A 26,871-nucleotide genomic window follows, 5' to 3' on the forward strand; every position below is an offset into this window, starting at 1 on the left:
CCTTCCCTTAGGACAATTCGTTTAAACGGACTCTGGGTTCGCCTTGATCGGGAGGAGGTGACCCAGTCGGCCATGGCTAGAGCACGACGGAACGCCCTATCCAATTCCAGGACATGTGGTTCAAGTGGCGCAATAACTGATGATGGGCAAGACGAACCGACGAGGCAGCCTTAGTTGAATGCGCTGCAAAATCCGCCAAGGAACATCAAGCGCGCCGCCACGCCTTAGCCTTACGCCACTTTATCGGCTTGCCTCTAACCAGCTCAACCCAAGGATGCGAAAACGCGTGCGCGTTACAGCGCCGCTTGCACTGTCTTTGCCATTGCGTTGCGCGATTGCCGAAGGAATGTTAAAGCGAAGGGCTTACTCGCCCGCGGTTGTCATCGTCGTTCAAAAAGGCTAGACGGCACTATCTGTTGTGCTTCCCTTGCTCAGGATGGTGAGTGGCAGAATATCAGAATCGCCCTTCGCTAGTTTCAACCCCGATGAAATCAACAATGAGTAGTTTGAAATTTGGAACGAGCGGCCTTCGTGGTCTGGTCACTGAACTGCCCGATGCGGTTTGCCAAGCGTATACGCTGGCGTTCCTTAAACACATGCAAAATGCACATTCGGTTCCAGCCGGCGGGCTTGTGCTTTTCGGCTATGATCTGCGCTCCAGCAGCCCGCAGATGGCGGCTGCTTGTATTTCCGCCGCACAAGAGATCGGCATGACTGTCGAAAATTGTGGACCACTGCCGACCCCGGCCCTGGCTTTGCGAGCGATGAGCCTCAAGGTTCCGGCCATCATGGTGACCGGCAGCCATATCCCTGCAGACCGTAACGGCTTGAAATTCTATCGCCCCGACGGCGAGATCGACAAGGTCGATGAGGCCGGCATTCTCTCTGTTCTTGAGCTCGATACCTTGGCGCCTTCTCCTGTCGGCGCAACGGCTGCGATCGTGCCCGATGCACTGAAGAACTATAGTGAAAGATGCGTTGCACTGCTTGGTCCACAAGCGCTCGCTGGAAAGCGGATTGGAGTTTACCAGCACAGTTCGGTCTCGCGGGATCTGATTGTGACTATCCTGCAGGAACTCGGAGCCAATGCCGTGGCGCTTGGCCGTTCAGATGTGTTCGTCCCCGTCGATACGGAGGCTCTGCGTCCCGAAGATGTTGCGTTCGCCGATGCTGCAGCCAAGAAATACAAGCTCGATGCGCTGGTCTCGACCGATGGCGATGCGGACAGGCCTCTCATTGCCGATGAAAACGGCGTGTTTCTGCGCGGCGACAGCCTCGGACTTTTGACAGCGCGCTTTGTGAATGCCGACGCGGTTGTTACGCCGGTAACCTCAAATACCGCTATCGAGCTCAGCGGCCTGTTTGCCAAGGTTTATCGCACGCGCGTTGGATCACCCTATGTCATCGAAGGCATGGAACAGGCCGTCAAGGATGGCCATGGCCGGGTTGTCGGGTTCGAAGCCAATGGCGGCGTCCTGCTTGGTTCATCCGTCCCCGCCGACCGCGGGCAACTGGGCGCGTTACCGACCCGCGATGCCATGCTACCGATCCTCAGCGTTCTCGGCATGGCTGCAAGGGATGGCGTTGCGGTCTCGAAACTGCTCGACGGGTTGCCTTCGCGCTTCACGCGCAGCGGCCGCATCGAAAACGTCTCCGCGGAACGAAGCGGTCCGTTCCTGCAAGGGCTCCGTGACAATGATGACAAACGGGCGGGCTTCTTCGCCCAGCTCGGCACAATCAGAGACAACGACGCTATCGATGGTGTCAGGGTTGTCCTCGCAACGGGCGAAGTAGTCCATTTTCGTGAATCTGGCAACGCACCTGAGCTTCGTTGTTATGCGGAAGCATCGACCGACGGGCGGGCGGAACAGTTGCTTGAATGGGGACTTGGACAAGCTGAAAAGGCGCTGGGGTCGAACAACGCATGAAGATCATTCCGACAATCATGAGCGGCGGCGCCGGTGCCCGCCTGTGGCCCGTTTCACGCGAGACACACCCAAAGCCCTTTATCAAACTCGCCGACGGCAAAAGCCTGCTTCAACACGCGTTCGTACGCGCCGCTGTCCTGCCGGATGTCGAGCAGATCGTGACCATTACCAATCGCGAACTCTTCTTCAAGACCGAGGACGAGTATCGCGAAATCGCTGCGCCCGGTTTGAAGTGCACGTATCTTCTGGAGCCGATGGGTCGGGATACTGCCGCCGCCACGGCGATTGCAGCGTTGCACGTCCAGCAGGTGTATGGTGACGATGCGATCATCGTGCTTTTCCCGGCAGACCATATGATCCGTGATCTCGAGGCATTCCGTGCGGCGTCCGTGAAGGCCATCGAACTTGCTGCCAAGGGCCGGCTCGTCACGTTTGGCATCAATCCGGAATATCCGGAAACGGGTTACGGCTATATCGAAGCTGACGGTGAGAATGTTGTCCGTTTCGTCGAGAAGCCGGATCTCGCACGCGCCAAGGATTACATCGCGTCGGGCCGCTTCTTCTGGAATTCCGGCATGTTCTGCTTTTCGGCAGGCACAATGATCGGCCTGATGGAGCAGCATTGCCCGGAAATTTTGGCTCAATGCCAGGCGAGCGTCCTCGCAGCGTTTCAATCGAAGGTCGCAAGCGGCACGCAGGTTACGCTCGACCGCGACCTGTTTGCACAGGTCCCGAAGAACTCGATTGACTATGCGGTGCTTGAGAAAGCCGACAATGTTGCCATGGTTGGTTGCGATATCGGCTGGACCGACATCGGCTCATGGAATGCGCTCGCGGAACTGACGGACGCAGATGCAGCGGGCAACCGCATCAACGGCGATACCGTTCTCGTAGGCACCGAAAATTGTTTCATCCAAAGCAGCGATCGCTTGATCGGAACCGTGGGCGTCAGCGACCTGGTGATTGTCGACTCCGCCGATGCTGTACTGGTTGCCCACAAGGACCAGGCGCAGAATGTGAAACAGCTGTTCGCACAGTTGAAAGACAGCGGGCACGAAGCGCATAGCCTGCATCGGACAGTACATCGTCCCTGGGGTACCTATACGACGCTGGAAGAGGGCGAGCGATTCAAGATCAAGCGCATCGAGGTGAAGCCCGGCGCGAGCCTGAGCCTGCAGATGCACCACCACCGCTCGGAGCATTGGGTTGTCGTTAGCGGGACGGCGAAAGTGATCAATGGCGAGCAGGAACTCATCCTTTCCACGAATGAATCGACTTACATCCCCTGTGGGCATAAACATCGCCTTGAAAACCCCGGAATCATGCGCCTTGTGATGATTGAAGTGCAGAGCGGGGATTATCTCGGCGAGGATGATATCGTCCGGTTTGAAGATGTTTATGGACGGACGTAAAATTTCGCTATGAGGTGAATGTAATAATTGGTATCGCGAACAACAAAGTTCGCAGATGTAGAATTATCGAATACGGAGATTTAAATTGGCCAAGAAAGCATTGGTAACTGGTATTACGGGACAGGACGGCGCATATCTCGCGCAACTTTTGCTTGAAAAGGGTTATGAAGTCCACGGTCTGGCACGGCGTTCCAGCACTTCCGATGTGAACCTGACTCGACTTGAATGGCTAGGTATCGAGCGTGAAGTGCGGATAACCGATGGTGATTTGCTGGATCTTTCCGGCCTTGTCCGCACCATGCAGGATGTTAAGCCTGACGAAGTTTATAATCTCGGAGCGCAATCTTTCGTCAAGTCTTCCTGGCAGCAACCCATTCTGACGGGTCAAGTTACCGGTCTTGGTGTCACCAATGTTCTGGAAGCGGTTCGACTGGAAAAATCGGATGCTCGCTTCTACCAGGCTTCTTCTTCCGAAATGTACGGCCTCATTCAGGAGCCAATGCAGTCGGAGACCACACCGTTCTACCCACGTTCGCCTTACGCCGTGGCCAAGCTCTACGGCCACTGGCTGACCATAAACTATCGCGAAAGCTTTGGTCTCCACGCATCCAGCGGAATTCTTTTCAACCACGAATCGCCGCTTCGCGGGATTGAGTTTGTCACACGCAAAGTGACTGATGCGGTTGCACGCATCAAACTTGGTATGGCCAAGGAACTCCGCCTCGGCAATATCGATGCAAAGCGCGATTGGGGTCATTCCAAGGACTATGTACGAGCCATGTGGATGATGTTGCAGCAGGATGTTGCAGATGACTATGTCATCGCAACGGGTCGCACGACAACCGTCCGGGATATGTGCAAGATTGCTTTCAATCATGCCGGTTTGAATATCGACGATCATTTGATTATCGATCCGGTGCTTTTCCGTCCAGCTGAAGTTGATGTCCTCTTGGGCAACCCACAAAAAGCGAAGGAAAAGTTCGGTTGGGAGCCCAAGATTACCTTGGAAGAGATGATCGTGGAGATGGTCGAGGCGGACTTGAAGCGGTTGAGCAAGTAAGCTTGCGTTCGAGAGAAGTGCGCAACAAGGTGGCTTTTCATGGCGATTGAACATCGCGTTCTCATAACCGGTGGCAATGGGTTTGTCGGCTCCTGGCTCCAGCGCGAATTGGAGGCGCGTCGACAGAACCAGTCCATACTGGTCCTTCCAGTTGGGCACGGCTTGCTCTCCGGTAGAAATGTCGACGTGACAGATAATGAACAAGTTCTCCAACTTGTTCATGACTTCCGGCCAACATCTGTCGTGCATCTGGCTGCAGTTGCTGCGGCAACGGATGCAAGCAGGGCACCGCGCCGCGCTTGGGACATCAATTTCACCGGCACAATGAATTTGGCTTATGCGACGATGGAAGCAGCTCCAGACGCGCGCTTTATCTTTGTCAGCAGTTCCGAGGTGTATGGCGCCTCCTTCATTGACTCTGGGGGCGTGCCACTCACCGAGGACGCAGCACTCAAGCCGATGAATGTTTACGGTGCGACAAAGGCGGCGGCCGATATTCTTGTTGGGGAGCTTGCTTATGAGGGTTTGAATGCTATTCGTTTTCGGCCCTTCAATCACACTGGTCCGGGCCAGACGGATGCTTACGTCGTTGCAGCTTTTGCCAAGCAACTGGTGGAGATTTCGGCCGGCTTGAAGCCGCCTGTAATGCACGTTGGCAACCTGCTTGCCTACCGGGATTTTCTGGATGTCCGCGATGTGGTTCGCGCTTACGCGGATGCAGCTCTCGCAGAAAATCCGGAAGCCTATGGCAAGGCATTTAACCTCGCGTCAGGTAAGCCACGCCAGATTCAGTCTATCCTTGACACTTTGATCCGGCTGTCGGGTTTGAAGATTGAAGTTCACGTCGACCCCCAGCGTTTGCGCAGCAGTGAAGTAGCAAGCGCATCTGGCGATGCTGGCGCGGTACAAAGTGTGCTGGATTGGCAGCCAAATATTGATTTCGAAGAGACCTTAGCTGACGTATTTGATGATTGGAAAGCGCGTATGCCTGCTCCATGACCATGTTACCCTTTCCACGCTCGGCAGCGGCCAAATTTTACGCCCTTGGAGATAACCTGCATGCTGCGTAGTGTATGGCACTATGGACAATCTATTTTGGCTTCAGTTCTCGGGGAATTGCGCGGGCGATTTCCTCGATCTCGGCTTGGCGCTTTCTGGTTGATCTTACACCCGCGCGCGCAGGCACACTTTGTAAAAGAGCACTTGAACAACGGCGCGCGCTTATTTCTTGAGCATGCACTTCTTTACGTCAAGCGCAGGCCACGCCTGAAGGCATATCTGTTCCAACTGCTGCAAATGCTTCCGTCAATTCGCAGGAAGGCATTTTTGTTTGCGGAGAATCGCAAGTATTCATCGTCAAAATGTTCTCCATCGCTACCGGAAATTTTCACGATTCCGGACCCAGAGCTTGTATCCATCTGGCTCAACGTTTCGTCCAAATATACGATACGAAGGCGCCAATAGATGCGGATTTGGATTGACGGGCAGTGCCTGCAAACGCCCAGCAGAACGCGCGGGATTGGGCGTTACGTCACGAACTTCATCCGAAGTTTGGCTCAATTTCCGAATGCCGAGTTGACTATCTCCTTCAACGCCGAAATGCCGTATCAAGCAATCTCCGCACGCAGCGTCGTCGAGAAATGGATAGACCCTCGTAATATTCATATATGGAGTGGTGTAGCGAAGGGTGGGGAGGTACCGTTCGGGTATACGGATCAGCGTAAACTGAGTGAATTGGCAATATCTTGGCATGTCGAAAGTCTACAACCAGATGTTGCGTTAAGCGCCAGTCCCTTCGAAGGGACATGGAACTGTGCAGTGCCGTTACTACCTAACACCCTATTCAGCCGCCCAATCGTATCGATATTCTACGATGCTATTCCCCATCATTTTCCAGATCGATATCTGAATTCAAAGGATGAGTTGCGAGCCTACAATAGGAGGTTTTCAGCATACAATCGTTTTACCCACAATCTTTGTATTTCAGAGTTCTCCTGCAACGACGCAAAGAGGTTGTTTCCGAATGTCCCGGCGACAAATATCTCCACAGGCGTTGACCCTGATCTTCTCAATCATCTGCTTGGCACAGCCAACGAGAAGCAGTTCTCACGGTTTGATCCTTTTGTTCTGTATGTTGGCGCTCTGGATTGGCGCAAGAACGTTCCCCTTGTCATCGACGCATTTGCATTGCTGCCAGATAAGATCCAATCCCAGACAAAGTTCGTTATGGTCGGCGAGCAACCATCTGAGCTGTTGGGTCCGCTGGTCGAACAGTGGAAGGCCAATGCTTTGCCTGATGGCAATCTGGTTGCGCTTGAGCACGTCGATGACTCAAAACTCTTCGAGTTGTACAGAGCAGCGCGCGTCTTGGTTCAGCCATCGCTTATGGAAGGATTTGGGTTGACCGCCGTCGAGGCGATGCTGACAGGTACCCCCGTCTTGGGCTCGCGCGGAAGTGCACTTTCCGAAGTCATCGGTGATGACGATTACCAGTTTGACCCATCCAATGCTCATGACCTTGCGAATAAGATTGAACGTTTCCTTACCGACGAACCATCCGCACAACGTGCGTCTCGACAAAACCTGGTTCGCGCAAAGGAATTTTCTTGGGAACGAACGGCCGGTCGAGCTTTGGATACACTGCTGAAAATTGATGTCAACCCGGTGCCTCTGAGCCAAGACCTTCAGTCCAGCCGCGATATGTATGGCGAAGCGGCTTCCAAATTTGCTCTGGAGCCAATCGAAATAGCGAAAGCGTTTGCGAACTCTGAAGTCAGGAAATTCACCGAGGAGCGTCTCTTTATCGACGCTTCCTCGACACTTCTTCACGACCATGCAACCGGCATTCAACGTGTCGTCAAGGAAATTTGTTCGTCGCTCAGCAATCGGCCAAATGAGATCGGCGACAGGAATTTCATTATGTTCAGCGATAGCAAGATGACATGGCAGCAAGCCCAATCGAGCGAAATTACAAAAAAGATCTCAAAGCGAGACGCTTTAGGATCATCTAATATTTACTTCAGGCCTTCGGATCATGTTTTGATGCTCGACAGTTCTTGGGATCTGCATGAAACGCACCTTGCGAGCCTAATCTCCTTACGTTTGTTGGGCTGTGACGTTGCGACCTGTCTCTACGACACCATCCCCCTGAAACACCCTGCGATGTGTGACAAGAACATGCCGCCGGTATTCACCGAATGGCTAAAATCGGCTCTTCTTTGGTCAACGGGCTTCGTCTGCATTTCACGAGCAGTTGCCGATGAGCTGTTTGGCATCCTCGAAGCCATTGAATTTCCGCGCCGCATGAAGGTTGGGTATTGGCACCTTGGCGCCAACTTTTCCAATGGCGTGAAGATTTCGGCCTCTGCTCGCCGGCCCGCACAGAACCGTTCTTATTTGATGGTTGGCACGATGGAACCACGCAAGGGGCACACGGTGGCAATCGACGCCTTTGAAAAGCTATGGCGGGACGGGGGTGATGAAGAACTTGTTATCGTGGGCAAACCGGGCTGGAATACAAAAGAGCTTTCGAACCGCATCACCAACCATGCTGAGTATGGACGTCGCCTGCACTGGCACCGAAATGTCAATGACGAGAAATTGGCCGAACTTTACAGCAATGCGGATGCGCTGCTTGCGACTTCCTTTGCTGAAGGATTCGGGCTGCCGATCGTTGAAGCCCGCCATTTCGGCAAGCCGATTGTCACCAGCGATATCCCGGTCTTTCGCGAAGTGACAGAGGGCGCCGCGTGCCGTTTTTTTGAAGTTGGCTCTGCCGACGCCCTAGCCAATGTGCTTGTTGAAATCAGACAGGGATTTGGCGGAAACGGGCACTCATCGCCGTCAGATTGGATCAATTGGGATCAAAGCGCCGCGCAATTGCGCAATGTCGTTATGGGAGACAATTGGTACAAAATCTACGAACCAAGAAACTCCAACCCTTTCGTTGCACTCAATGACTTGGGACACATATCCATGTCGAAGCCAGTCAGTATTGACGAGCGCGAGTATCAAATGGAGTTTGTCAGCGGCCCAACACTTGATGAAGTCCGTGGCCAATTGCTCTTAACGGTGAAGGTGGAGAATCAATCGCAGGTTGTTTGGTCGAGCCGCGGACCAATGGCGCTATACGTCGGTTGTCGCTTGCTGAATGAGCAGGGTGTAAATTTGCAGAAAGATAACTCGCTTGCGCGCATTCCTTTTGTGCATATCCCGGGCGATAAACTGTACATTGCGGTCGAAGTGCCGACGGAGTGGCGCGAGCGCGGCGCCACGCACGTCGAGGTTGGAATTGTGCAAGAAAGCGTTGGCTGGTGGGACAATACGCTGCATATTCCGTTAACGTGAATGCTCATGGCAAACGATTGGCTCGGCGCTAGTGATCCCAAATGAAAATCGGCATTGATGCTCGCAACCTCGTTCCGAATCTTACCGGGATCGGGCGTTATCTATTGGAAATGTGCCGCCATCTGGCGCTACAGGGAACTGAACTGATTCTCTATTTGCCAGAGGAACCGCATTCTCCTATTCCACCTTTGGCCGGAGCGACCATCAGGATTGCAAATCAGCGCGGTGCGATACGGCGCATGATCTGGGCGCAAACTGAATTGCCGCGCCTGGCCGCACGTGATCAGATCGACGTTTTTTGGGGGCCCGCGCATCGTTTGCCCTTTACGCTTGATCGGCGAATACCGCGCGTGGTGACGATACACGACCTTGTCTGGCTTCATGCCGGATCGACCATGCGGCGGCAGAGCTGGCTCGCTGACCGCTATCTGATGAAGCCAGCTATCGAAGGAGCAGACAGGATAGTTACAGTGTCTGAGGCGACTCGGAAGGCACTGCAAACTTTGGTGCCCAGTGCTACCGAAAAAGCACGGGTGGTTTATTCAGGCCTGACAAAGATTGGTCATGCAGCAGCCAATGACACGCTGCGAGACCATCGTATCGATCACCCGTACGCGCTTTTTGTCGGAACGCTAGAACCGCGCAAGAATTTGCTCAACTTGCTGGAAGCATATTCCCTGCTCGCCGATGAGATTAGGGCGGGATTGATACTTGTCATCGCTGGCGGTCAAGGTTGGCACCTAGGAGAACTTGGCCAACACATCAAGCGGCTGAACATCGAAGCCTCTATTCGTTTGACGGGATATGTGACGGATGACGACCTGGCGGCTCTTTATAGCCATGCCAGACTACTCGCAATGCCCTCATTATACGAAGGCTTTGGTTTCCCGATCATCGAAGCCAATGCCATGGGCGTACCAGTGCTGACATCGAATTCCTCATCAATGCCGGAGGTGGCTGGTGACGCGGCCCTGCTGGTCGATCCGACAGACATTCGGTCAATATCTGATGGGCTGCGTCGCCTGGCCACGGACGACGCGCTGCACCAACAGCTGGCCAACAACGCCCGTGCAAACGCGGCTCGGTTCGATTGGGAGAAAAGTGCTCGCGAGCTGCTATCCGTCTTTGAGGAAGCCATCGCAGTGAGGAAGCACTGACATGCGTGTGCTTCACTTCTTCAAGACATATTGGCCCGATACGTTTGGCGGTGTGGAACGCACGATCCATTCAATTGCAAAGGGCACATCGGCCTATGGAGTCGAAACACAAGTGCTTTCGCTCAGCAGGGAGCCGAAAAAGAACTCCCTATTCTTTGACGGACATTGGGCACATAAGGCCAAACTCGACTTTGAATTGGCGTCCACGGGATTTTCTTTAAGTGCATTTCATCGCTTCAGCGAGTTGGCCAATGAGGCGGATGTTATCCATTACCATTTTCCGTGGCCCTTTATGGATATTGTCCATTTTGCCACTCGACTGAACAAACCAACTGTCGTGACCTATCATTCAGACATCGTCAAACAGCAGACCCTGCTGCGCCTCTATCGGCCGTTGATGCGACGTTTCTTAAAGAGCGTAGACCAGATTGTGGTCACGTCGCCGAACTACCTGGACTCGAGCGAGCAACTGAGCGAATTCAAGTCCAAATCCGTTGTAGTTCCCATTGGGCTGGACCGAGACGCTTATCCGCCGCTTGACGAGGCGCGTAGGGCCGCTTGGCGTGCGAAGCTACCGGAACGCTTCTTTCTTTTCGTAGGAGTACTCCGCTATTACAAGGGCCTGCATATCCTTCTCGAAGCCGCCCGTCAAACAGGCCATCCAATTGTGATTGTGGGCACGGGTCCAGTTGAAGGCGATCTCAAACTCCAGGCAGTAAATTTAAACTTGCGAGATGTATTTTTCCTCGGATCACTCCCAGACGACGATAAGGTTGCCCTGCTAGATCTTTGTTATGCCGCGATTTTTCCATCCCACCTGCGATCCGAAGCTTTTGGCCTCTCTCTCGTCGAAGCTGCGATGTTCGGTAAAGCGATGATTACGTGCGAAATTGGCACCGGGACTAGTTACGTCAATCTGCACAACCAAACTGGTCTGGTTGTGAGCCCCAATAATCCGGTGGAACTTGCCAATGCAATGACAACGCTTTGGGAGGAGCCAGACCTGAATAAACAACTCGGAGCTGCTGCGCTTTGGCGCTACGAGAATAATTTCAAGATGGCGAAGATGTCTGAATCATATGCCGATATCTATGAAGCAGTAGCATCGAAAAATCGGCCCACTTAGCCTTTTCCGCCCATTAGAGACGATCTACCGCCAGGCGAGAAATTCCTGCCCAGCGGGTCGGAATCCTGCGTCCGACTTCTGACACGGGGTGTCTGACGAGATTTCGATATGGATAGGCTTTACAGCGCGGATGGCGAGGCGGCGGCAAGGAGATCGCTGACCACTGCGATGCCGTCTGTCATGGGGCGTCCGTCCATTCAGTCAACCCTCACGGCCCCGTTTGTGCTTGTTGCAGTAACGGGGCGAACGTCCTCGATGTGCCGTTTGAAATGATCTCGATCTGCGATTCGAAGTTTAGCAGCCACAGCCTTCGCGTAACGCATCCGTATTCCGTTCTTCGCCCATGTCTCAAAATAGTGGTGGCATAATAGGGATGCAGCCACCAGAACCGAGAAGAACAGGAGAAAAATTGCGCGGCTTTGGAATATCTCACGCGTGTAGCCTAGACCGTCGGCGATCATGGCTAGTGTGATCTGAAACGGGACATGCAACAAATAGATCGCATAGCTGCTATCGCCAAGCCATTTTAGGGATCGAAATCGATCGGGCCAGACCGCGTTGAGTGCGGCAAGAGCCATTACGGTGAGGGGGAATGTGATGCAGGTAACAAATAGTACCCCAGCACCATATATGATAATCCAGCTCCATGCGCCGAGACATAATCCGCACAATAGCCCAGCAGTGCGATGTGCAGACATAAGCCGCAGTAGAGCGGACAGGGCCAGATATGCAAATCCACCCACGAAGAAAAGCTTCAGGCCCTTGGCGACTTTGTGCCATTCACCCGGCAACAGAAACCCGACGATAATGAAGCCAGCGAAAATGACGTATTTCAGCCGGCCGGTCAGACACGCTGCCGCAAACAAAGCATACATTAAAACTTCGATAGATACTGACCAGATAGGGCCGTTGAACGACCAACCTGGTTCTGGAAACCATGCGGGCATTAAAAGCAAATTGAGCACAGCATGATAGACGTCGTTGGCCTGATATACGAAGAGCACGCGGTGGTTGCTGATATAGAAATATTGCAGGCCGGCAACCATCAAAAAAGTAACAAAATGAAGCGGATACAGCCTGCTAAACCGATCAACGGCAAATTGTGAAAGGTTGATGGCTCGTTTGGTTATCTTGGTCGAGAATAGCCAAAAGAAAACGAATCCCGATAAGCAAAAAAACATTTCCACGCCGTAGTAACCGAAATGATAGAACGCAAATAAGATTGGATAGAACGGTTGGTTCGTCATCGGTACGGCCGAAGGAACGCCACCCACAAAGAAGAAGTGTTGCCAATGCCAGATTAAAACGGAAAGGGCGGCAAATCCACGCAATGCATCCAAACCGTATATTCTCTCACTCAAATGCAAAGGTAGTCCTCGGTACGTTATGGATCGGGGGCCACCAATAACCATGTGCTTGTTGGATGTCGAGGGGAGCCAGCACATCTAATTGCGTACCGCGGTCAACAATTCTGGCTCAGTCTTCAGTCGAGGTCACAGCTCTGGCTAACTTAGATTGGATCATTGCGCTTTGGCAGCGCATGGAGCGGTTGAAGTCCGTGGAATTGCGCTGCCCTCTCCTGGTCAGATGCCTGTTTTCGTAGATTTCGTGTCGCGTGTAGTGATGCTACTAGCCAATTATCTGCATCCTCAACCCACGTTTGCCATTCGGAGTTCGAATGCACGCGCCAAACGATTGTGATTCCTCGAAATCGCGAAGGCAAAGTAGCTTGTTCATGAAAGATCCAGACCCCGCCGGTAGCTGGCGCATAAACTATTTTAAACAGAGGCAGAAGTCGTTGCGGACAATGTTGTTTCGATGTTTGGGTTACAAGTCCAACATGATCTGCGCCTTTCGTTCTGCGCCACCCATTCTCTATTCCAACCGTTTCCTTATCACATCCATCAGCTCCGCTTGCCGAAACTCGCCAATATGTCCGTAGCTTCGAAATGTAGTATCAATGCTTTCGTGGCCGAGGTTCTGAGACCACGCCTTGAACTCCTCATGCGTTGTGGTGATCTGCTGCCCGAGTAGTCCCAGAGTGGTTCGAAGCGAATGCGGGTTGAGGTATGGCACACCGGCACGCTCACAGGATAGTTTGAATATTCGCCTTATTGGTTCGGAGCTTTTCCAGAATGTCCGCGACAAGCCATCCGCTTCAAACACAAGCTGCTCACCTTTTGAAACGCTTGTCGCGGGAAACAGCGGGTCCGAATTGCTGAAAAGTTTTACCTGATGTAAATGGTGCACCCAATCCGTCACAATTGTCTCGATTTCGTCTCCAACCGGAAAGAAATCTGCAGTGTAAGCCTTACGGTTTTTTGTACGGGTGGTTTGACTGTCAAAGAATATCGTCCTGGCGTTCAGATCGATATTTCCTAAACTGAACGATGCAGCCGCATTCGCGCGAGCGCCACTCAATAGAATGAATGCTATAAGGGCGCGGTTGCGCAATTCTTCGTCTTTGCTGGCAGGCAGAGCTCGCACGATATGAACTATCTGTTCGACAGTCGGGATTTGTCGACGCCGCCTGGAATTAGCCATTCCGGTTTCATGGCGTGTAGGAGCGAAGTAACTGGTGTCACAGAACTTTATCTTCGACCGGTATCCCTCCTGCTCGCACAGCCACTGAAAAAAATGCTCAATCTTTGAAAGCCGCGAGATGACTGTCGATGGGGCAAGTTTACCCGGCGTATTCTGCGATGGTCTGGCCGCGAGATACTCCTTGTATCTAATTGCCCAAGCCGGCTTAAAGAGACGGAAATCTTTGCCCCCGGTACTTTGCTCGAAGTCCATAATCGCGGCCGAGATCTGATCGATCGTCGAAATGCTCCGACCGCGAGCGTGGCGCATGAATGTCAAATACCGATGCACCATCCGGGCGTTACTGTGGATCAGTCTTGAAGGGGGCATTGTGACCTCCCTTGGCTATCACCAACAACGTTGATCCAAGTATCATTTTGAGTGTGAAGGACCGCTTTTATCGCAACTTTGGCGTGCTGGCTGAAAGCGGCAAACTGAGCGCACGAAACCCACTTATGCAAGCTGCAGGCACAGACGGGGCAAAGGGCGGAAAGCAAGCCCCCACCGCTCGCTAAGCGTTTCACAAGATCAGCTTCATCAAAGGCCGCGGGACGAGGCGCTTTGCAGGAGAAACAGTAGAACTCGTGGAGCGCACATTTCTGACGCTTCCGGTTGTTTTTGATTTTGATGAATTCAAACAGTGCGCTTCCCCGAACAAGATGTGGAATGCGATCATCAACGGTTTGCAGACCCTGTCTCCAAATCCATTGCTGAACTGTCTGCTGTTTCGCGCCCAACAGTTTCGCTACTTCCTCAGTCGTATAGAGCAAATTCTTTTTGATTCTGAACGTCGAAAAACGCTTAGGCATTTGGTCCTCCGCCAATCGGCACGACAGATTATTCGGTGGCGGAGTCATGGTGTGGACGGCCGAGAGGCAGTGCCGACACGAAATTTTCAAGATCTGACCGCAGGATAAGCGTCCGGTTGCCCAGCTTGCGCACTGGCAAGCGCCCTTCCTTAATCAAAACGTAAAGAGTCGACCGACCAATCCCAAGGGTTTTGCAAACTTCTGAAATGCTGAGTGTAGTCCTGCTGTTCATCTAAATCTCCATCGCGTCCCGGTGAGCTCCGGTGGACACGTAGAGATTGATGCGGAAAAATTGCGCGAGCTAATCGTGCAATTGTGCGGCCAGTATTTTCTCGCACAATTCCTGAATACGCTTCTTGCGACCCAAATCCGAATCGCGTGATCCTCGCGGGCCTGGCCGTTGCTGCCCCGCAATTTTCTTATAAATCCTCCGCGAAACATCTCTCGGGACGGTTGGAAATTTGGCTTTTGTTATAAAATCCAACTCACGCACCGTGAGTGGAAGAATGTCGGCGGGAGCTAGGGATATCAATTTATTCAGAGCTTGGGTGAAGCCAAGCTCTGAATAGCGTGCACCTTTAGACACCCTCTGAAGTTTTTTCGCTGCAAACTGTTTGTCTGGATCTACCTCAAGCGTTCCAAGTTGCCATCGATCGAGAATGAAGTGTGTTCGGATACGAAGCTTCGTGTACCCGTCGCTTCTGCCATCGAGTGAACCACCCCATTCGTCGTCGTCATCAACCAAGACAAGATTGAACGCTCCGAGTTCAAAATCGGCCTCCCTGAAACGCACGCCAGACCAGCAGCCATGCAAAACAGAAACGTGCGGACCCTTCACATCCAAGAGCTCAACCCCCTCCACTACAACTTCACAACTTGCAGGGTCCAGATTTTGAATCTCGGTTATAAGAACGGCCACCGCATCATCCAGGCGGTCGCCATATTCACCCTCGGCAACGCTCTGCCCTCGAAGGGCGATCCAATCCACGGCTGCACCGAAGCCAATCCAGGCGTTTTCCTTGAGGTGCGCGTGGGTGGTCGAACCGGCTATCCGTTTTCTGAGTTTATTGCTATCAACGCCTGACACATTTACTCCAAACTGAATAAGTCCGCTTTGACAGCGCGAACGGACACACCGGGACGTGAGTGACCAACAGTGAACATTTACGATTTACAGATTTAGTCAATCCGCTACCGATACTTAATCAGCCGGAACTCGATGTTGGCACATTTGTTGGCATTTCCATTCTCTCATCATAATTTTGCTGTTTAATATCAATTGCTTGATCAGAATTTGCGGGTCCTCTTCTGGCGTGTCACGGCGAGATGACCCGCGGCAACTAGGAGGGCATAAAAATGCAGCTTGACGCAGCCTCTAGCGTTCTACGGGCCAAAGACAATCGAAAGTGTAAAAAAAGGCGATTGACCGAAATGGCAATGGTCTAGTTTCCTGTCTGGACGGGGCTTACTTTGGTAATGATTGCCGGCCAAGGCCACGAACTACGATATCACTTTCAGAACGCGTCTTCCCAAGACGAATGCGTCACATCAGTTACCTTAAGCTCGAACACACAATGGCATTGTCTTGCCGGTGCGCTGCGGATTTATTGAGATAGACACGGTAGCAAGCGCAGTTGAACTGCCTTCTCAACACCCTTGCGCTGTCTTTTTGTTGACGCCGAATGTCTGCCATAATGATACGCAAACTACCGTTGGCGTTTATTGGCTAGAACCGATGTCGGTGAATTGCATTCTTGGATGTCTGTTACATAGGGAAGTAGTCGAATGAAGGGTATAATACTGGCGGGTGGAAGCGGTACGCGGCTTTACCCATTGACAATCGCGGTGTCGAAACAGATCCTTCCCATTTATGACAAGCCAATGATCTACTACCCGTTGAGTGTTCTCATGCTCGCCGGCATAAGGGATATTCTCGTTATTTCGACGCCTCACGATCTGCCGCTTTTTAAAAAGCTGCTCGGAAACGGCAGCGCGTTCGGTGTCAATTTCACTTATGCTGAGCAGCCACAACCCAACGGCCTAGCCGAAGCCTTCATCATCGGCCGAAGTTTCATCGGCAACGATAGCGTTGCGATGATCCTCGGTGACAATATCTACTTCGGTGATGGACTCTCCCAATTGTGCCAGCTTGCTGCTTCGGGAGAGAAGGGCGGCACTGTGTTCGCCTATCACGTCGACGACCCGCAGCGCTACGGCGTCGTCGATTTCGACAAGGTAACCGGGCAAGCGCGGTCCATTGAGGAAAAACCGGTAAAACCCAAATCCAATTGGGCCGTCACCGGGCTCTATTTCTACGACAATGACATTGTTGATATCGCCACCTCCATCAAGCCCTCCGCACGCGGCGAACTCGAAATCACCAGTGTCAACAATATCTATCTCGAGCGAGGCGATTTGCGTGTCCAGCAATTGGGGCGGGGTTACGCTTGGCTCGACACAGGCACCCATGACAGTTTGCACGATGCGTCTTCTTTCGTGCGAACGATCGAGCTTCGGCAGGGAATTAAAATTGCCTGCCCGGAAGAAATTGGCCTGGAGTGGGGCTGGTTGAGTTCCGAACAGGTTCGTCAAAGAGCATCAGAAATGGGTAAGACTGAGTACGGAGCTTATCTGTTCCGCCGTGCTGAAGAGGCAGACAATGATTGAAGTCAGACCTCTCGCGTTGGAGGGGGTGCTTGAAATTCTCCCCCGTAAATTTGGCGATGATCGTGGCTTCTTCTCCGAAACCTATAATGCGGAGAGTTTCGCCGAGGCTGGTATCACGCTGCAATTTGTCCAGGACAACCATTCTCTCTCGGCTTCGAAGGGGGTGCTGCGCGGTTTGCACTATCAGTTGCCTCCGCGCGCTCAGGACAAACTCGTGCACGTCGTGAAGGGTTCTATACTGGACGTGGTCGTTGATATCCGGGAAAGCTCCCCGACGTTCAGCAAATGGACATCGCTCGAGGTTTCGGCAAAGAAATGGAACCAGATTCTGGTGCCCAAAGGCTTTGCCCATGGGTTCGTGACTTTGGAGGAAAACACTGAAGTCGTTTATAAGGTCACGGACTATTATTCTCCCGAGCACGATCGTTCGGTGCGTTTCGACGATCCGTCCATCGGCATCGAATGGCCTTTCGATGCCTCGGCGATTCAACTGTCGGATAAGGACCGGAAAGCACCGTTGCTTGATGGCGCAGACATTTTCCCCTGAAGGAGCAGTTTATCCGATGAAGATTCTCGTTACGGGGGGCGCCGGTTTTATCGGTTCTGCAGTCTGCCGCCATCTTGCCGCCAATCCTCAAAATCGCGTCATTAACGTCGACAAGCTCACCTACGCGGGAAACCTCGCTTCGCTGCGCCAGATAGAGAACTCTCCAAATTACAGCTTCGTCCAGGCAGACATTTGCGACGATGCGACCATCCTGGGGATTCTTCGCAGCGAGAAGATCGACGCGGTCATGCATCTGGCAGCGGAGAGCCATGTTGATCGTTCTATTGACGGCCCCGCGGCTTTTATTGAAACGAACATCGTTGGCACGTTCCGCATGCTGAATGCAGCGTTTGTCTATTGGCGCGAGCTGCCGGAGTCTGCCAGGTCGACATTCCGGTTTCACCACATCTCCACGGATGAGGTGTTCGGTGATTTGCCTTTTGACAGTGGCATCTTCACCGAAGAAACGCCGTACGCACCTTCCTCACCGTACTCGGCTTCGAAGGCATCATCGGATCATCTGGTCAGGGCGTGGCACGAGACCTATGGTCTACCCGTGGTCCTGTCGAACTGCTCGAACAATTATGGTCCTTTCCATTTCCCGGAAAAACTCATTCCACTAGTTATCCTCAATGCGCTGGACGGGCGGCCTTTGCCGGTTTATGGCGCCGGTGCAAATGTTCGTGACTGGCTCTTCGTTGAGGATCACGCCCGTGCGCTCGAGCTTGTCGTCACCAGGGGCAAGCCGGGCGAAAGTTACAATATTGGCGGCCGTGCTGAGCGCACCAATCTCAGTGTTGTCGAGACAATCTGCGGCATTCTCGATAAAAAGCGGCCGCGGACGGGTGGCGCGCGCTATCGTGATCTGATCACTTTTGTCACCGATCGGCCGGGACATGATCGGCGCTATGCCATCGATGCCACAAAGATCGAGCGAGAGCTTGGCTGGACGCCAGCCGAGACGTTCGAGACGGGTCTGGAGCGGACCGTGCAGTGGTATCTCGACAATGAATGGTGGTGGCAACCGATTCGTGGCGAACGCTATGCGGGCGAGCGGCTCGGCGCCGCGTCGGCCGATAGGACATCGGCGTGAGGATCGTCGTTACCGGACGGGAAGGACAGGTCGTCAGCAGCCTGGTCGAAAGGGCGGCGCTTGATCCATCCGTCGAGCTCCTACCTCTCGGACGCCCGGAACTGGACCTGACGCAGCCGGAAACGGTTTACCAAACCATACGTGCTGCCCGGCCAGATCTGGTCGTGTCGGCCGCCGCGTATACGGCGGTTGATCAGGCCGAGGACGAACCCGACCTGGCACGCAGCATCAACGAGACGGGCGCAGGAGCTGTCGCGCAAGCTGCCGCCGATATTGGCGCTCCGGTTATCCATCTCTCCACGGACTATGTTTTCTCGGGTGACGGCGAAAAACCCTACACCGAGCATGATCCGACAGGACCCCACGGCGTCTATGGCTGGACCAAGCTCGACGGTGAGGTGGCAGTTGCCGGTGCCAATCTCCGTCATTTGATCTTGCGTACGGCCTGGGTCTACAGCCCGTTCGGCAAGAATTTCGTCAAGACAATGCTGCGCATCGCGGAAAACCGCGACAGTATTTCGGTTGTTGCCGATCAATGGGGCAACCCGACATCGGCCATCGATATTGCTGACGGAATTCTACGTGTGGCGAACCGCCTTCGGACAGATGGGCAGTTCGATGCTTTTGGCGTCTACCATCTGGCTGGCACGGGCAGCACCAACTGGAGCACATTTGCGCGCGCAATTTTCGAAGCCAGCCGGAACCTGCGGGGGCCATTCGCCGAGGTCAAGGATATTCTGACGGCAGAATATCAGACGCAAGCTCGGCGCCCGTTGAATTCCCGACTTTCCAGTGAAAAGTTCCATGACGTTTTTGACTGGCGGGCGCCAGCATGGGAACAATCGATGACGAGCGTGGTCAAGAGGCTCTTGCGCGCATAACCATTTCCCGGCATTAGCTTCGCATGGTCAGCAGATGCAGCTTAGAGACAAGCGCCACCCAGAGCATCCGAGTATGCAAGGACTCTTGGGTGCAGTGACGAAGATTTCGCTCGGTTGAAGGAGGCGCTCAAACGCGCTGTTTCTGTCTGAGGCTCACGACGAAGATTTTGAGCGAACAAGGCCGGCCCCATCCCTTGTGCGTTTCAGCTTACCGGCTGCTCAGCGCTGCAGCGCACTCCAGGTGCTCGCGAGCCTCGGCGGCTACCTTGACCCTTGACGCCGACGGCAAGGTCGGGGAGCTTGCTATGCAACGGGACAGCAACTAGGTACCAGACCTCTAACTCACCGTGGGCGATCTTGTCTTGCTTGGTTCGGACGCAGTCTCTGCCGCCGGTTCGAGATCATCCGTTTTGCCCAGCTGCGTCGCGAACTCTCGGCAGCCATTGTATTGCCGTGCTTAGACCAAGACACATCAGTTTCGCGGCCGCCTGGTTCGAACACGCCCTTTGTGAAACTTCTCGCCAACCTACCGGTTGAGTACGAAGCATAGACCATTACGCTTGCCGCGCGCCAGCCCAAGGCCGGGAAGCAGGTGATCGAGCATAAGCGGGACCCGAGCATTGGGACACGTTGATTGCTGATAATCTGGAGCGCAGTCCGTTTCGGGGCCCGACCTCGACGTTCACCTTGATCTTCTGACCGGGCGTAAAATTACGCAAACCCGCGTATGGAACCCCATCCCGGTTGCGGTGATAGCCGACGACGACGACCTTCAACCCGGTATCCAGTGTCACGAGTGCCAGTAAGGCCGGTTGCCGCTTTGCCCAAACCAAAGCGTCCAGAGTCCCGGGAAATTCGCCTGGACCGGGCGCGTTAATTGAAACTGTACGATAAGGGACTGGCTCGATTCCAGCACTTAGAGCGTCTGCGTAACCAAGTTCGTTCATCGCTCCGGCCTGTCCCGCTGCTTCACGGTCGTTGGGGGCAGCTTTGCTCTTTCGGCAAGCTGCCGCTCAAGCGCCTGCTTGTAGAGATCGTGCGCGAACATGGGCGCCGGCATCGATCGAACGAACTGCTCGACCTGTTGCGCAAGCTGTCGATCGGAAGGGTTTGCGCTTGCCGCCAATTCGCGCACGGCGGCGGCATACACCGCCATGACGCCCGCATGGCGCTCCCTCGCCACCTTGACCCATGGGCGCGATTTCCCCTCGTCTTCGGGAAGTGAGGCGCTGTTCCTCGCGCGCTCAAGATCCCGGAACGCATCCAGGATTGCTGCGCTCTCGGTGCGGGGCATCAGCCCTTTCGTGCGCATATGGCGCATATGCAACCGCTCGGACTTCATGGTTTGCCCGCGCGCATACCGCGGCGTTGCTTCCGCCTCGATGCCGCGATGGCGCAATGCGCCGGCAAACTGCTCGCGAAAGCGCGCAAGCACCGGTTTTTGCGGATTGAAGGTTTTGCCGTCGTGCTGACGGCCGCGCACGGTCACATGCGCGTGCGGGTGCTCCGTGTCGTCGTGAAACGCCACCATCACATCGGCACGCTTCCGCAGTTCGGCGTCGACGAAATCGCGCACCGCATTGCGGAAGGCGTCCCGGTCGACGCCGGGCGGCATGGACAGCATCATGTTCACCGAAAGCGGCGCCTTGCGGATTTGGTGCTGACCGCCGTAGATAATGTCATCGTCCATCCAGTCGTCATAGAGATCCCTGACAGCGTCCTTGCCTTTCATTGCGCCGTAATCGGTCTCTGCGGCCACTTTCCCGTTGCGGGTGATATAATCCATATGCGCTTTCAGATGCGCGGCATCGCCGGTGCGTCCGGTAACCTTGATCATGACTTCCGGCGCCTTGCTGGCAATGCGGGCGAGCCTTGCCTTGTCCGCCGCGCTGTTGCGCGGCCCCGGCTTTACCCGCCCCTTTAAAAGCGCATCGCGATAGACCCTGATTTTCGACGGCGGCGTCCATGCCGCGGCCACACCGACCTCCTTGTAAAAATCATCGTAAAGCAGGCGGACCTTCGGGTCATTCGCCATCGGCCAACCCCTCCCAGAAGCGCACGTTGCCGCGCGCCATAGAATGCAGCGCGGCCAATATCCGCTCGACTTCCCCGCACGCGGTTGCAAGAACCCTGGTGTCAACGGCGAAGGGCACCTGTTCGAGACGCGCTTCATGGGCAGCGCGGGCAAGCTGATTGAGATTGACGCCGATCCTGCGCACCTGGTTGGTCAGGGCGCGCAGTTCGTGCAGCTCCGACGCGCTGTATTGCGTGCCGGCCCCGAGGCGCACGCGCACCACCGAGCGGAGCCACTGCGCCGGTTTCACGCCGCGCGCTGCTGCCGCCCTTCTCACCGCCGCTGCTTCGCTCGCCCAAAGCCGCAGCGACAGGTGCAAGATTCGCTCGGCGGGATCGGGCAGCGTCGGCGTCTGTTCCGGCGATGGTCCATCGACGGCCAGTCTGTCATCGATGTGGGTGCTTAAATGCTTCATGTCCCCGTTTGGCGTCAGTTGGCAAAAATTCAGTCGCGACAGCTACCCCGCACTAGAAACGTTTTACCCAAAAAATCCGTGGGAACAACGTTTACATGTCTGTGCTGTCTCGTGCGCTCGCCAAAGGATCCACCTGGTTCACCGACAGGGGGGGAGCAAATGGCCAGCCAAAAGCCCCGACGACATCAGGGCTCTGAACCGGTTGGGGTGACATTTCGATGATGGATGACGCTGCGGATCCTGGCTCAGGTCGCGCCTCGAAACGGCCAGAGCTGGTGCCATTGAGGCTGGTGAGTTCCATGAGGACCGAACGGATTTGCGGCCATGGCGGTTCGTCGTGAGGTCCGTCGTCCTCGCATCTCGATAGGACGGTATGAAGCTTCGCGACTATTCCCACCACCGATGGGCACGCGCTGCCCAAAGGGCTTCCGCCAGCTCGTCACGATGGGCTTTCGCCTCTGCCTTGGCACGCCTGCGATTGAGGCAAACAATCCTATTGTTTGTCATTCCGGCTCCACAGACCTCTTTCGTCTTTACGCCACCATAGTCCTCCGACAATAGCGGCAATGCAGAGCAATATTACGAACAGGTAGTATGAATCTTTGGAGAAAAATTGATAGGAAACGAGCGTGGCCACACCGACAATTGCGCACCGCAATAGCAATCTTGCCATAAACGACATTCTCATGATTGCGTTGTTTGCCGATATCGAAAGTTCCATTGTCGAGATCTTCCTTTGCATAAAGAGCAGAAGCGATAGCGCCTCTGCTCTTTTACGATAGTGCCGTTGATTCAACAATTAATGGTGATCGCCGGCATCCCGACGGCCTCCACTCGTATCGCTACTGCCCCCTGTGTAATTGCCCATTGCATCGTAGTTAGCGTCGTCGGGCACTCCGCTCCAGTCGGTGTCGCCGAGTTGTTTACCGACACGCTCCCCGATTTCTCTTCCCGCCTGACTTCCAAGGCCCGTTCCTATGGCGCCCCCGGTTGGACCGCCCACTGCAGCCCCTCCTGCTCCGCCAAGGCCCGCGCCGACAGCGCCGCCGATGCCACCGCCAATACTCTCTCCATCGAGCGCACCGGCAAGTACGGGATGTATCGCAATACTGGCAGCCAGCGCCGAGGCCGAAATGATCAAAGCCAGAGAAACGGGGCGAGCTACGAATGGTTTCGTTGTCTGCATGTCTGTATATTTCCCTCTATTGTTGTGCTATCCGAGATAGCCATTGGTCATAGGTTTGGTGCCGGTAAGCACCTGCGGCGGCGTCACAATCAGGCGCCACAATTGCGGTCTCGTCCGCCAGCCATAACGCCGTGCCCGATAGCGAACCTCTCCGGATGACTGGAGACAAAGTTCTGCTATTCTCAGAATCAGCCATGATCCGAGCTCCCAACAGCTTGATTCTGGTTAGATCATTGGGTCGATGTGATACTTTTAGATCACAGCGATACGCATGTCAACACCTTTGGATAATTTTGATACCTATGGATCACATCGCTATCACTGGACGCCAGATTGCTGCCGCTCGAGCGCTGCTGGGGATGTCACAGTCCAAGCTGGCTGAGGGCGCAAACATCTCAGTCCCCACTTTAAAGCGAATGGAGGCCAGCGATGGCCCAGCCAGTGGAATGATAAATAATGTCGCCGCCGTTCGATTGGTATTGGAATCGGCCGGCATTGAATTTTTCAATGGAACCGGCGTGAAGCTTGGTAGCCGCTGATTGACCCGCCTGCAGGTGACTGGTGACAAAGTTCTACTATTCTCAGAATCGGTCATGATCCGAGCTCCGTTAAGCTGGTTTATGGTCGGGCTGTATTCGGCATCATGCCTTGTGGCGCGAACCGTCAGATGAATACCGAGCTCGCATTGCAGAGCATGGACCTGCGCCGGCCATGCAATACAAACGTTCGGTCAATTTTGGTTAACCGTTTTCCATTGATGCCGGTCTCCTCGTATTACGTCGCTTTGGCGGACTCGGTATGACAAAGAACCACACTGCCAAAATGGTTGAATCGGCGACGCTATTCGGCCGCCACGGGATTCCTTTGATTAGAATCGCTCGCCACGATATATATTACGCGGTCAAGAGAAGAGTCAAGCGGAATTTATCAAAATGAGCGAAATTAATCACGTTACGGGGCGACAGATAGCTGCAGCGCGCGCTCTGACTGGGCTTGGTCAAGTGGAACTCGCCAAGCAATCCAATATTTCTGCTCCCACCGTAAGGCGCATGGAGGCCGAAAGACGCCCGATACCCCTATCAAATAATTTGCGAGCGGTTATCGCTGTCCTTGAATCTGCGGGCGTGATCTTCGTTCCAGAGAATGGCGAAGGACCCGGCGTTAGGTTGAAGAAGGAAGCACAATCGAACTGACGCTCAAAATACCGTTCAGCTTTTATTTCAACGCGAGGGAAACCGATAGTCGCGACCCGGCGTCCTTCAAGACGCTGCTGCGCCCGGCGCAGCTGATCGGACCTCTCTGTGCGCCGCCATCCAGTTGCGCCAATGCAAAGTACCCGCACATCCGTTTCTGCCGAAGCGGTTACGCCGCAAACAGGCATCACATTTGCCGTTTGGCCTGCCAACCATACCGCCGCACCCGAGAGCAAGCCTCTGCAGGTGACTGGCGACAAAGTTCTGCTATTCTCAGAATCAGCCATCGATCCGAGTTCCCTATTAACTTGGTTTATGGTCAGGCTGCTCACGGTGTTACCAGCACCTTGTGCAGCCGCACTCTCTGAATTTGCCACCAGCGCCGCTCTTATAAGCGTGCTTCGCGGATCAGAGTGAGCCTTTTAGTATCATATGAATGAAAAACATTCAAGCTGAAAAATCGGAAGAAATGAAAACTATTAATGGAGCCCAAATACGAGCAGCGCGGGCTCTTGTTCGCTGGAGTGCGGAAGACCTTGCCAGTGCGGCGGTTGTCGGCATTTCGACGGTACGCCGCGCGGAAGCGGAGGACACGACGCCCTCCATCACCGCCGCAAATCTGAACGCCATTCAGGCGGTCCTTGAAAGGGCAGGAATAGAGTTTCTCCCCGAGAGCAACGACAAAGGTGTAGGCGTAAGACTTACCAAGACGCCGGGGCCGAACGCGGGAAGCGGAAACGGATAATGATCCCTCAGAAGTCCCTCCGTCTGATCCAACGTTTACATCCGCCTCTGCCTCGGCACGAATCGCACGACTGTACTCCAACCGCTCGTCCATCCCGTCCCAGACGTGCTGCCGCGCACGAAGAACTGCCTTCGCCTCTTTTCGTGCGTCGACGGTCTCTGTTCCTCCGCCAAGCAGGGAATCGATCTCGCCTGCTGTAAACGCCGCGGCCGGTCGCTCCATGTCCGCTGCCAACGCGGGGGAAGCCGATAGCCGCAACCAGACGGCGTTCAAGACGCTGCTGCGCCTTACACAGCTCCTCGAGCTTTCTGTGCGTTGCCATCCATTCGCGCCAAATGCAACGCACCCGCTCATCTACTCCTCCCGAAGCGGTCACGTCACAATCCAGGACTGGATCTGCGTGCTCGGTGCCGGCCAGGCAATATGAACTGTCAACCTGCCCGCGCGACTGAAGGCGTTCGGCAACCACGACAAGATTGTGGAGCTGGCGTAGTTCCATCGAAAGGTGACCTCCAGAGCTCGAATCAAAAACGAATATCTGAATTTAAGATAACTTATTTTCAGATATAATTGAAGACCCCATCTGAAAATGGGGAATCGATCGTGGTAAAGACCCTGGGAACGGCGAGACACAAAGCCCTGATAGCCCTCTTGATAGAGAAGCGGGAGACTGCCGGCCTTACCCAGGTTGAACTCGCCTCCCGTTTGGGTGAGTACCAATCGTTCGTTGCCAGACTTGAAAGTGGACAGAGGCGCGTGGACGTTGTTGAATTTCTCGAACTGGCCTCGATACTGGAATTCGAACCGGACGCGATCTTAAGCCGACTACTGAAAGTCCACTGACTTGCCTTGCCACGAACACGGACAGCATCCCATTACCGTCCCCAAAAGGCGTGCGATCCGATGTCGCCCGTGTTCGTGGCGGGAATAGGTACCCACAATTGTTGTGTCGGGACTTTTCCCTCTGCGCCGGAGGTTTCGAATGTGAGGCGGAGCCCACATGAAACTCTCGGACGTTGGAAAAGATTTTGCGAGCAGGCAAACTGCATGCTGGCATCACGAGCCGAACCGGCATGTAGCGCACGTTCTCTCCCTAACCGGAGCCACACTGGCCACGCCAGGGTTCGTCCATGCCTGATTAAACTAGGTCTGCGGAAATCTCGGACCGCCCGAAGAGATATACCGTTGTGAATAGACCAACTGCGGTGTTCGTTCGGGCAACCAAACGATCTGGTCGAAGAGTTCTCCACGTAGCGAACGGCGTCGGCAATGGCTACCAGGTCGAGGCCCTGGCTGACCCATCACCCCCCAAGAAAATCCGCACGATGCGGCGTGAACGTATCGATCAGGCGGCCTTTTTCGATAGCTTTGACGCCGTGCACGGCACCCGAGGGCACTATGAAGCTGCCGCCCTTGCCGATGATGGCGGACTTGCCGTCCACAGTGACTTCGAAGCGACCTTCGGCGACATAGCTCGCCTGGACATGGGGGTGCGAATGCAGGGCACCAACGGCTCCTTCATCGAAATCGAACTCCACCTGCATCAGCTCATCCGTATAAACGATGACCCGGCGGCGATTGCCATTGTCGAGAGTGGTCCAGGCGTGTTCGTCGGCCTGGGCGAAGAGTTTCACGTTTGACATTGTTT

General features: G+C 54.4%; 25 protein-coding genes. 16 read left to right on the top strand and 9 right to left on the bottom strand.

The window, feature by feature from the left end; genetic code table 11:
* The first annotated feature begins 497 nt into the window (after positions 1-497).
* From CU102_RS23090 to CU102_RS23125, 7 genes are all read left to right on the top strand, one after another.
* The gene (locus tag CU102_RS23090) at positions 498-1,928 is read left to right on the top strand and encodes a phosphomannomutase (protein WP_106713444.1); all 1,431 of its coding nucleotides are present in this window, start codon (positions 498-500) and stop codon (positions 1,926-1,928) included.
* Positions 1,925-3,340 carry a mannose-1-phosphate guanylyltransferase/mannose-6-phosphate isomerase gene (locus tag CU102_RS23095; RefSeq protein WP_106713445.1) on the top strand — a complete coding sequence of 472 codons (1,416 nt, stop codon included), beginning with the start codon at positions 1,925-1,927 and terminating at the stop codon, positions 3,338-3,340. The genes CU102_RS23090 and CU102_RS23095 overlap by 4 nt, the downstream gene beginning before the upstream one ends.
* An 85-nt stretch (positions 3,341-3,425) precedes the next feature.
* On the top strand, positions 3,426-4,400 hold the full coding sequence (gene gmd / locus CU102_RS23100; RefSeq protein WP_106713446.1) for a GDP-mannose 4,6-dehydratase: 975 nt from the start codon (positions 3,426-3,428) through the stop codon (positions 4,398-4,400).
* Between the two features lie 39 nt (positions 4,401-4,439).
* Complete coding sequence (locus CU102_RS23105) at positions 4,440-5,399, top strand: GDP-mannose 4,6-dehydratase (protein WP_106713447.1); 960 nt, start codon at positions 4,440-4,442, stop codon at positions 5,397-5,399.
* 465 nt (positions 5,400-5,864) lie between these two features.
* Entirely contained in the window at positions 5,865-8,747 is a 2,883-nt protein-coding gene (locus tag CU102_RS23115) for a glycosyltransferase family 4 protein (protein WP_106713449.1), read from the top strand.
* Positions 8,748-8,788: 41 nt separating this feature from the next.
* Positions 8,789-9,904: a glycosyltransferase family 4 protein gene (locus tag CU102_RS23120; RefSeq protein WP_106713450.1), complete on the top strand. Its 1,116-nt coding sequence runs from the start codon at positions 8,789-8,791 to the stop codon at positions 9,902-9,904.
* A 1-nt stretch (position 9,905) separates the two neighbouring features.
* A complete protein-coding gene (locus CU102_RS23125; protein ID WP_106713451.1) occupies positions 9,906-11,030 on the top strand; it encodes a glycosyltransferase family 4 protein in 1,125 nt (374 codons plus the stop codon).
* A gap of 197 nt (positions 11,031-11,227) precedes the next feature.
* Here the strand turns inward: CU102_RS23125 and CU102_RS23130 are convergent, their stop codons facing one another.
* The 5 genes from CU102_RS23130 to CU102_RS23150 form a co-directional block, all read right to left on the bottom strand.
* The gene (locus CU102_RS23130) at positions 11,228-12,370 is read right to left on the bottom strand and encodes an acyltransferase family protein (protein ID WP_208113817.1); all 1,143 of its coding nucleotides are present in this window, start codon (positions 12,368-12,370) and stop codon (positions 11,228-11,230) included.
* A 535-nt stretch (positions 12,371-12,905) separates the two neighbouring features.
* A complete protein-coding gene (locus CU102_RS23135; protein WP_106713452.1) occupies positions 12,906-13,943 on the bottom strand; it encodes a tyrosine-type recombinase/integrase in 1,038 nt (345 codons plus the stop codon).
* Complete coding sequence (locus CU102_RS23140; protein WP_106713453.1) at positions 13,925-14,422, bottom strand: helix-turn-helix domain-containing protein; 498 nt, start codon at positions 14,420-14,422, stop codon at positions 13,925-13,927. Before CU102_RS23140 ends, CU102_RS23135 begins: the two co-directional genes overlap by 19 nt.
* A gap of 28 nt (positions 14,423-14,450) precedes the next feature.
* Positions 14,451-14,654 carry a helix-turn-helix domain-containing protein gene (locus CU102_RS23145; protein ID WP_106713454.1) on the bottom strand — a complete coding sequence of 68 codons (204 nt, stop codon included), beginning with the start codon at positions 14,652-14,654 and terminating at the stop codon, positions 14,451-14,453.
* A 69-nt stretch (positions 14,655-14,723) separates the two neighbouring features.
* Entirely contained in the window at positions 14,724-15,509 is a 786-nt protein-coding gene (locus CU102_RS23150; RefSeq protein WP_133624496.1) for a hypothetical protein, read from the bottom strand.
* A gap of 698 nt (positions 15,510-16,207) precedes the next feature.
* Between CU102_RS23150 and rfbA the strand changes: the two genes are divergently transcribed.
* Genes rfbA through rfbD form a run of 4 tightly spaced genes read left to right on the top strand, consistent with a single transcriptional unit; the run spans position 16,208 to position 19,610 of the window.
* Complete coding sequence (gene rfbA, locus CU102_RS23160) at positions 16,208-17,089, top strand: glucose-1-phosphate thymidylyltransferase RfbA (protein ID WP_106713457.1); 882 nt, start codon at positions 16,208-16,210, stop codon at positions 17,087-17,089.
* Positions 17,082-17,636 (top strand): dTDP-4-dehydrorhamnose 3,5-epimerase, encoded by a 555-nt coding sequence (gene rfbC / locus CU102_RS23165; RefSeq protein WP_166648392.1) that lies wholly within the window; start codon positions 17,082-17,084, stop codon positions 17,634-17,636. Before rfbA ends, rfbC begins: the two co-directional genes overlap by 8 nt.
* 16 nt (positions 17,637-17,652) lie before the next feature.
* Entirely contained in the window at positions 17,653-18,729 is a 1,077-nt protein-coding gene (gene rfbB, locus CU102_RS23170; protein ID WP_106713500.1) for a dTDP-glucose 4,6-dehydratase, read from the top strand.
* Positions 18,726-19,610 (top strand): dTDP-4-dehydrorhamnose reductase, encoded by an 885-nt coding sequence (gene rfbD, locus CU102_RS23175; protein ID WP_106713458.1) that lies wholly within the window; start codon positions 18,726-18,728, stop codon positions 19,608-19,610. Before rfbB ends, rfbD begins: the two co-directional genes overlap by 4 nt.
* Before the next feature lie 943 nt (positions 19,611-20,553).
* Here the strand turns inward: rfbD and CU102_RS23180 are convergent.
* From CU102_RS23180 to CU102_RS23195, 3 genes are all read right to left on the bottom strand, one after another.
* A complete protein-coding gene (locus CU102_RS23180; RefSeq protein ID WP_106713459.1) occupies positions 20,554-21,645 on the bottom strand; it encodes a relaxase/mobilization nuclease domain-containing protein in 1,092 nt (363 codons plus the stop codon).
* Positions 21,635-22,099 (bottom strand): plasmid mobilization relaxosome protein MobC, encoded by a 465-nt coding sequence (gene mobC / locus CU102_RS23185; RefSeq protein ID WP_106713460.1) that lies wholly within the window; start codon positions 22,097-22,099, stop codon positions 21,635-21,637. The genes CU102_RS23180 and mobC overlap by 11 nt, the downstream gene beginning before the upstream one ends.
* A 799-nt stretch (positions 22,100-22,898) precedes the next feature.
* On the bottom strand, positions 22,899-23,285 hold the full coding sequence (locus tag CU102_RS23195) for a bacteriocin (RefSeq protein WP_106713462.1): 387 nt from the start codon (positions 23,283-23,285) through the stop codon (positions 22,899-22,901).
* Between the two features lie 302 nt (positions 23,286-23,587).
* Here CU102_RS23195 and CU102_RS23205 point away from each other — a divergent pair, with 302 nt between their 5' ends.
* The 5 genes from CU102_RS23205 (at position 23,588) to CU102_RS23225 (ending at position 26,066) form a co-directional block, all read left to right on the top strand.
* Positions 23,588-23,824, top strand: coding sequence for a helix-turn-helix domain-containing protein (locus tag CU102_RS23205; protein ID WP_106713464.1), 237 nt, complete (start codon positions 23,588-23,590; stop codon positions 23,822-23,824).
* Positions 23,825-24,217: 393 nt separating this feature from the next.
* Positions 24,218-24,478 carry a helix-turn-helix domain-containing protein gene (locus CU102_RS23210; protein ID WP_106713465.1) on the top strand — a complete coding sequence of 87 codons (261 nt, stop codon included), beginning with the start codon at positions 24,218-24,220 and terminating at the stop codon, positions 24,476-24,478.
* Between the two features lie 469 nt (positions 24,479-24,947).
* Complete coding sequence (locus tag CU102_RS23215; protein ID WP_106713466.1) at positions 24,948-25,223, top strand: helix-turn-helix domain-containing protein; 276 nt, start codon at positions 24,948-24,950, stop codon at positions 25,221-25,223.
* Between the two features lie 220 nt (positions 25,224-25,443).
* A complete protein-coding gene (locus CU102_RS23220) occupies positions 25,444-25,650 on the top strand; it encodes a hypothetical protein (RefSeq protein ID WP_106713467.1) in 207 nt (68 codons plus the stop codon).
* A 176-nt stretch (positions 25,651-25,826) separates the two neighbouring features.
* A complete protein-coding gene (locus CU102_RS23225) occupies positions 25,827-26,066 on the top strand; it encodes a helix-turn-helix domain-containing protein (protein WP_106713468.1) in 240 nt (79 codons plus the stop codon).
* Positions 26,067-26,524: 458 nt separating this feature from the next.
* On the opposite strand, the gene CU102_RS23230 is transcribed toward CU102_RS23225, so the two are convergent.
* Positions 26,525-26,866: a cupin domain-containing protein gene (locus CU102_RS23230; RefSeq protein WP_106713469.1), complete on the bottom strand. Its 342-nt coding sequence runs from the start codon at positions 26,864-26,866 to the stop codon at positions 26,525-26,527.
* Between the last annotated feature and the right edge of the window lie 5 nt (positions 26,867-26,871).

It is taken from the genome of Phyllobacterium brassicacearum (assembly GCF_003010955.1).
GTDB classification, from domain to species: Bacteria; Pseudomonadota; Alphaproteobacteria; order Rhizobiales; family Rhizobiaceae; genus Phyllobacterium; species Phyllobacterium brassicacearum.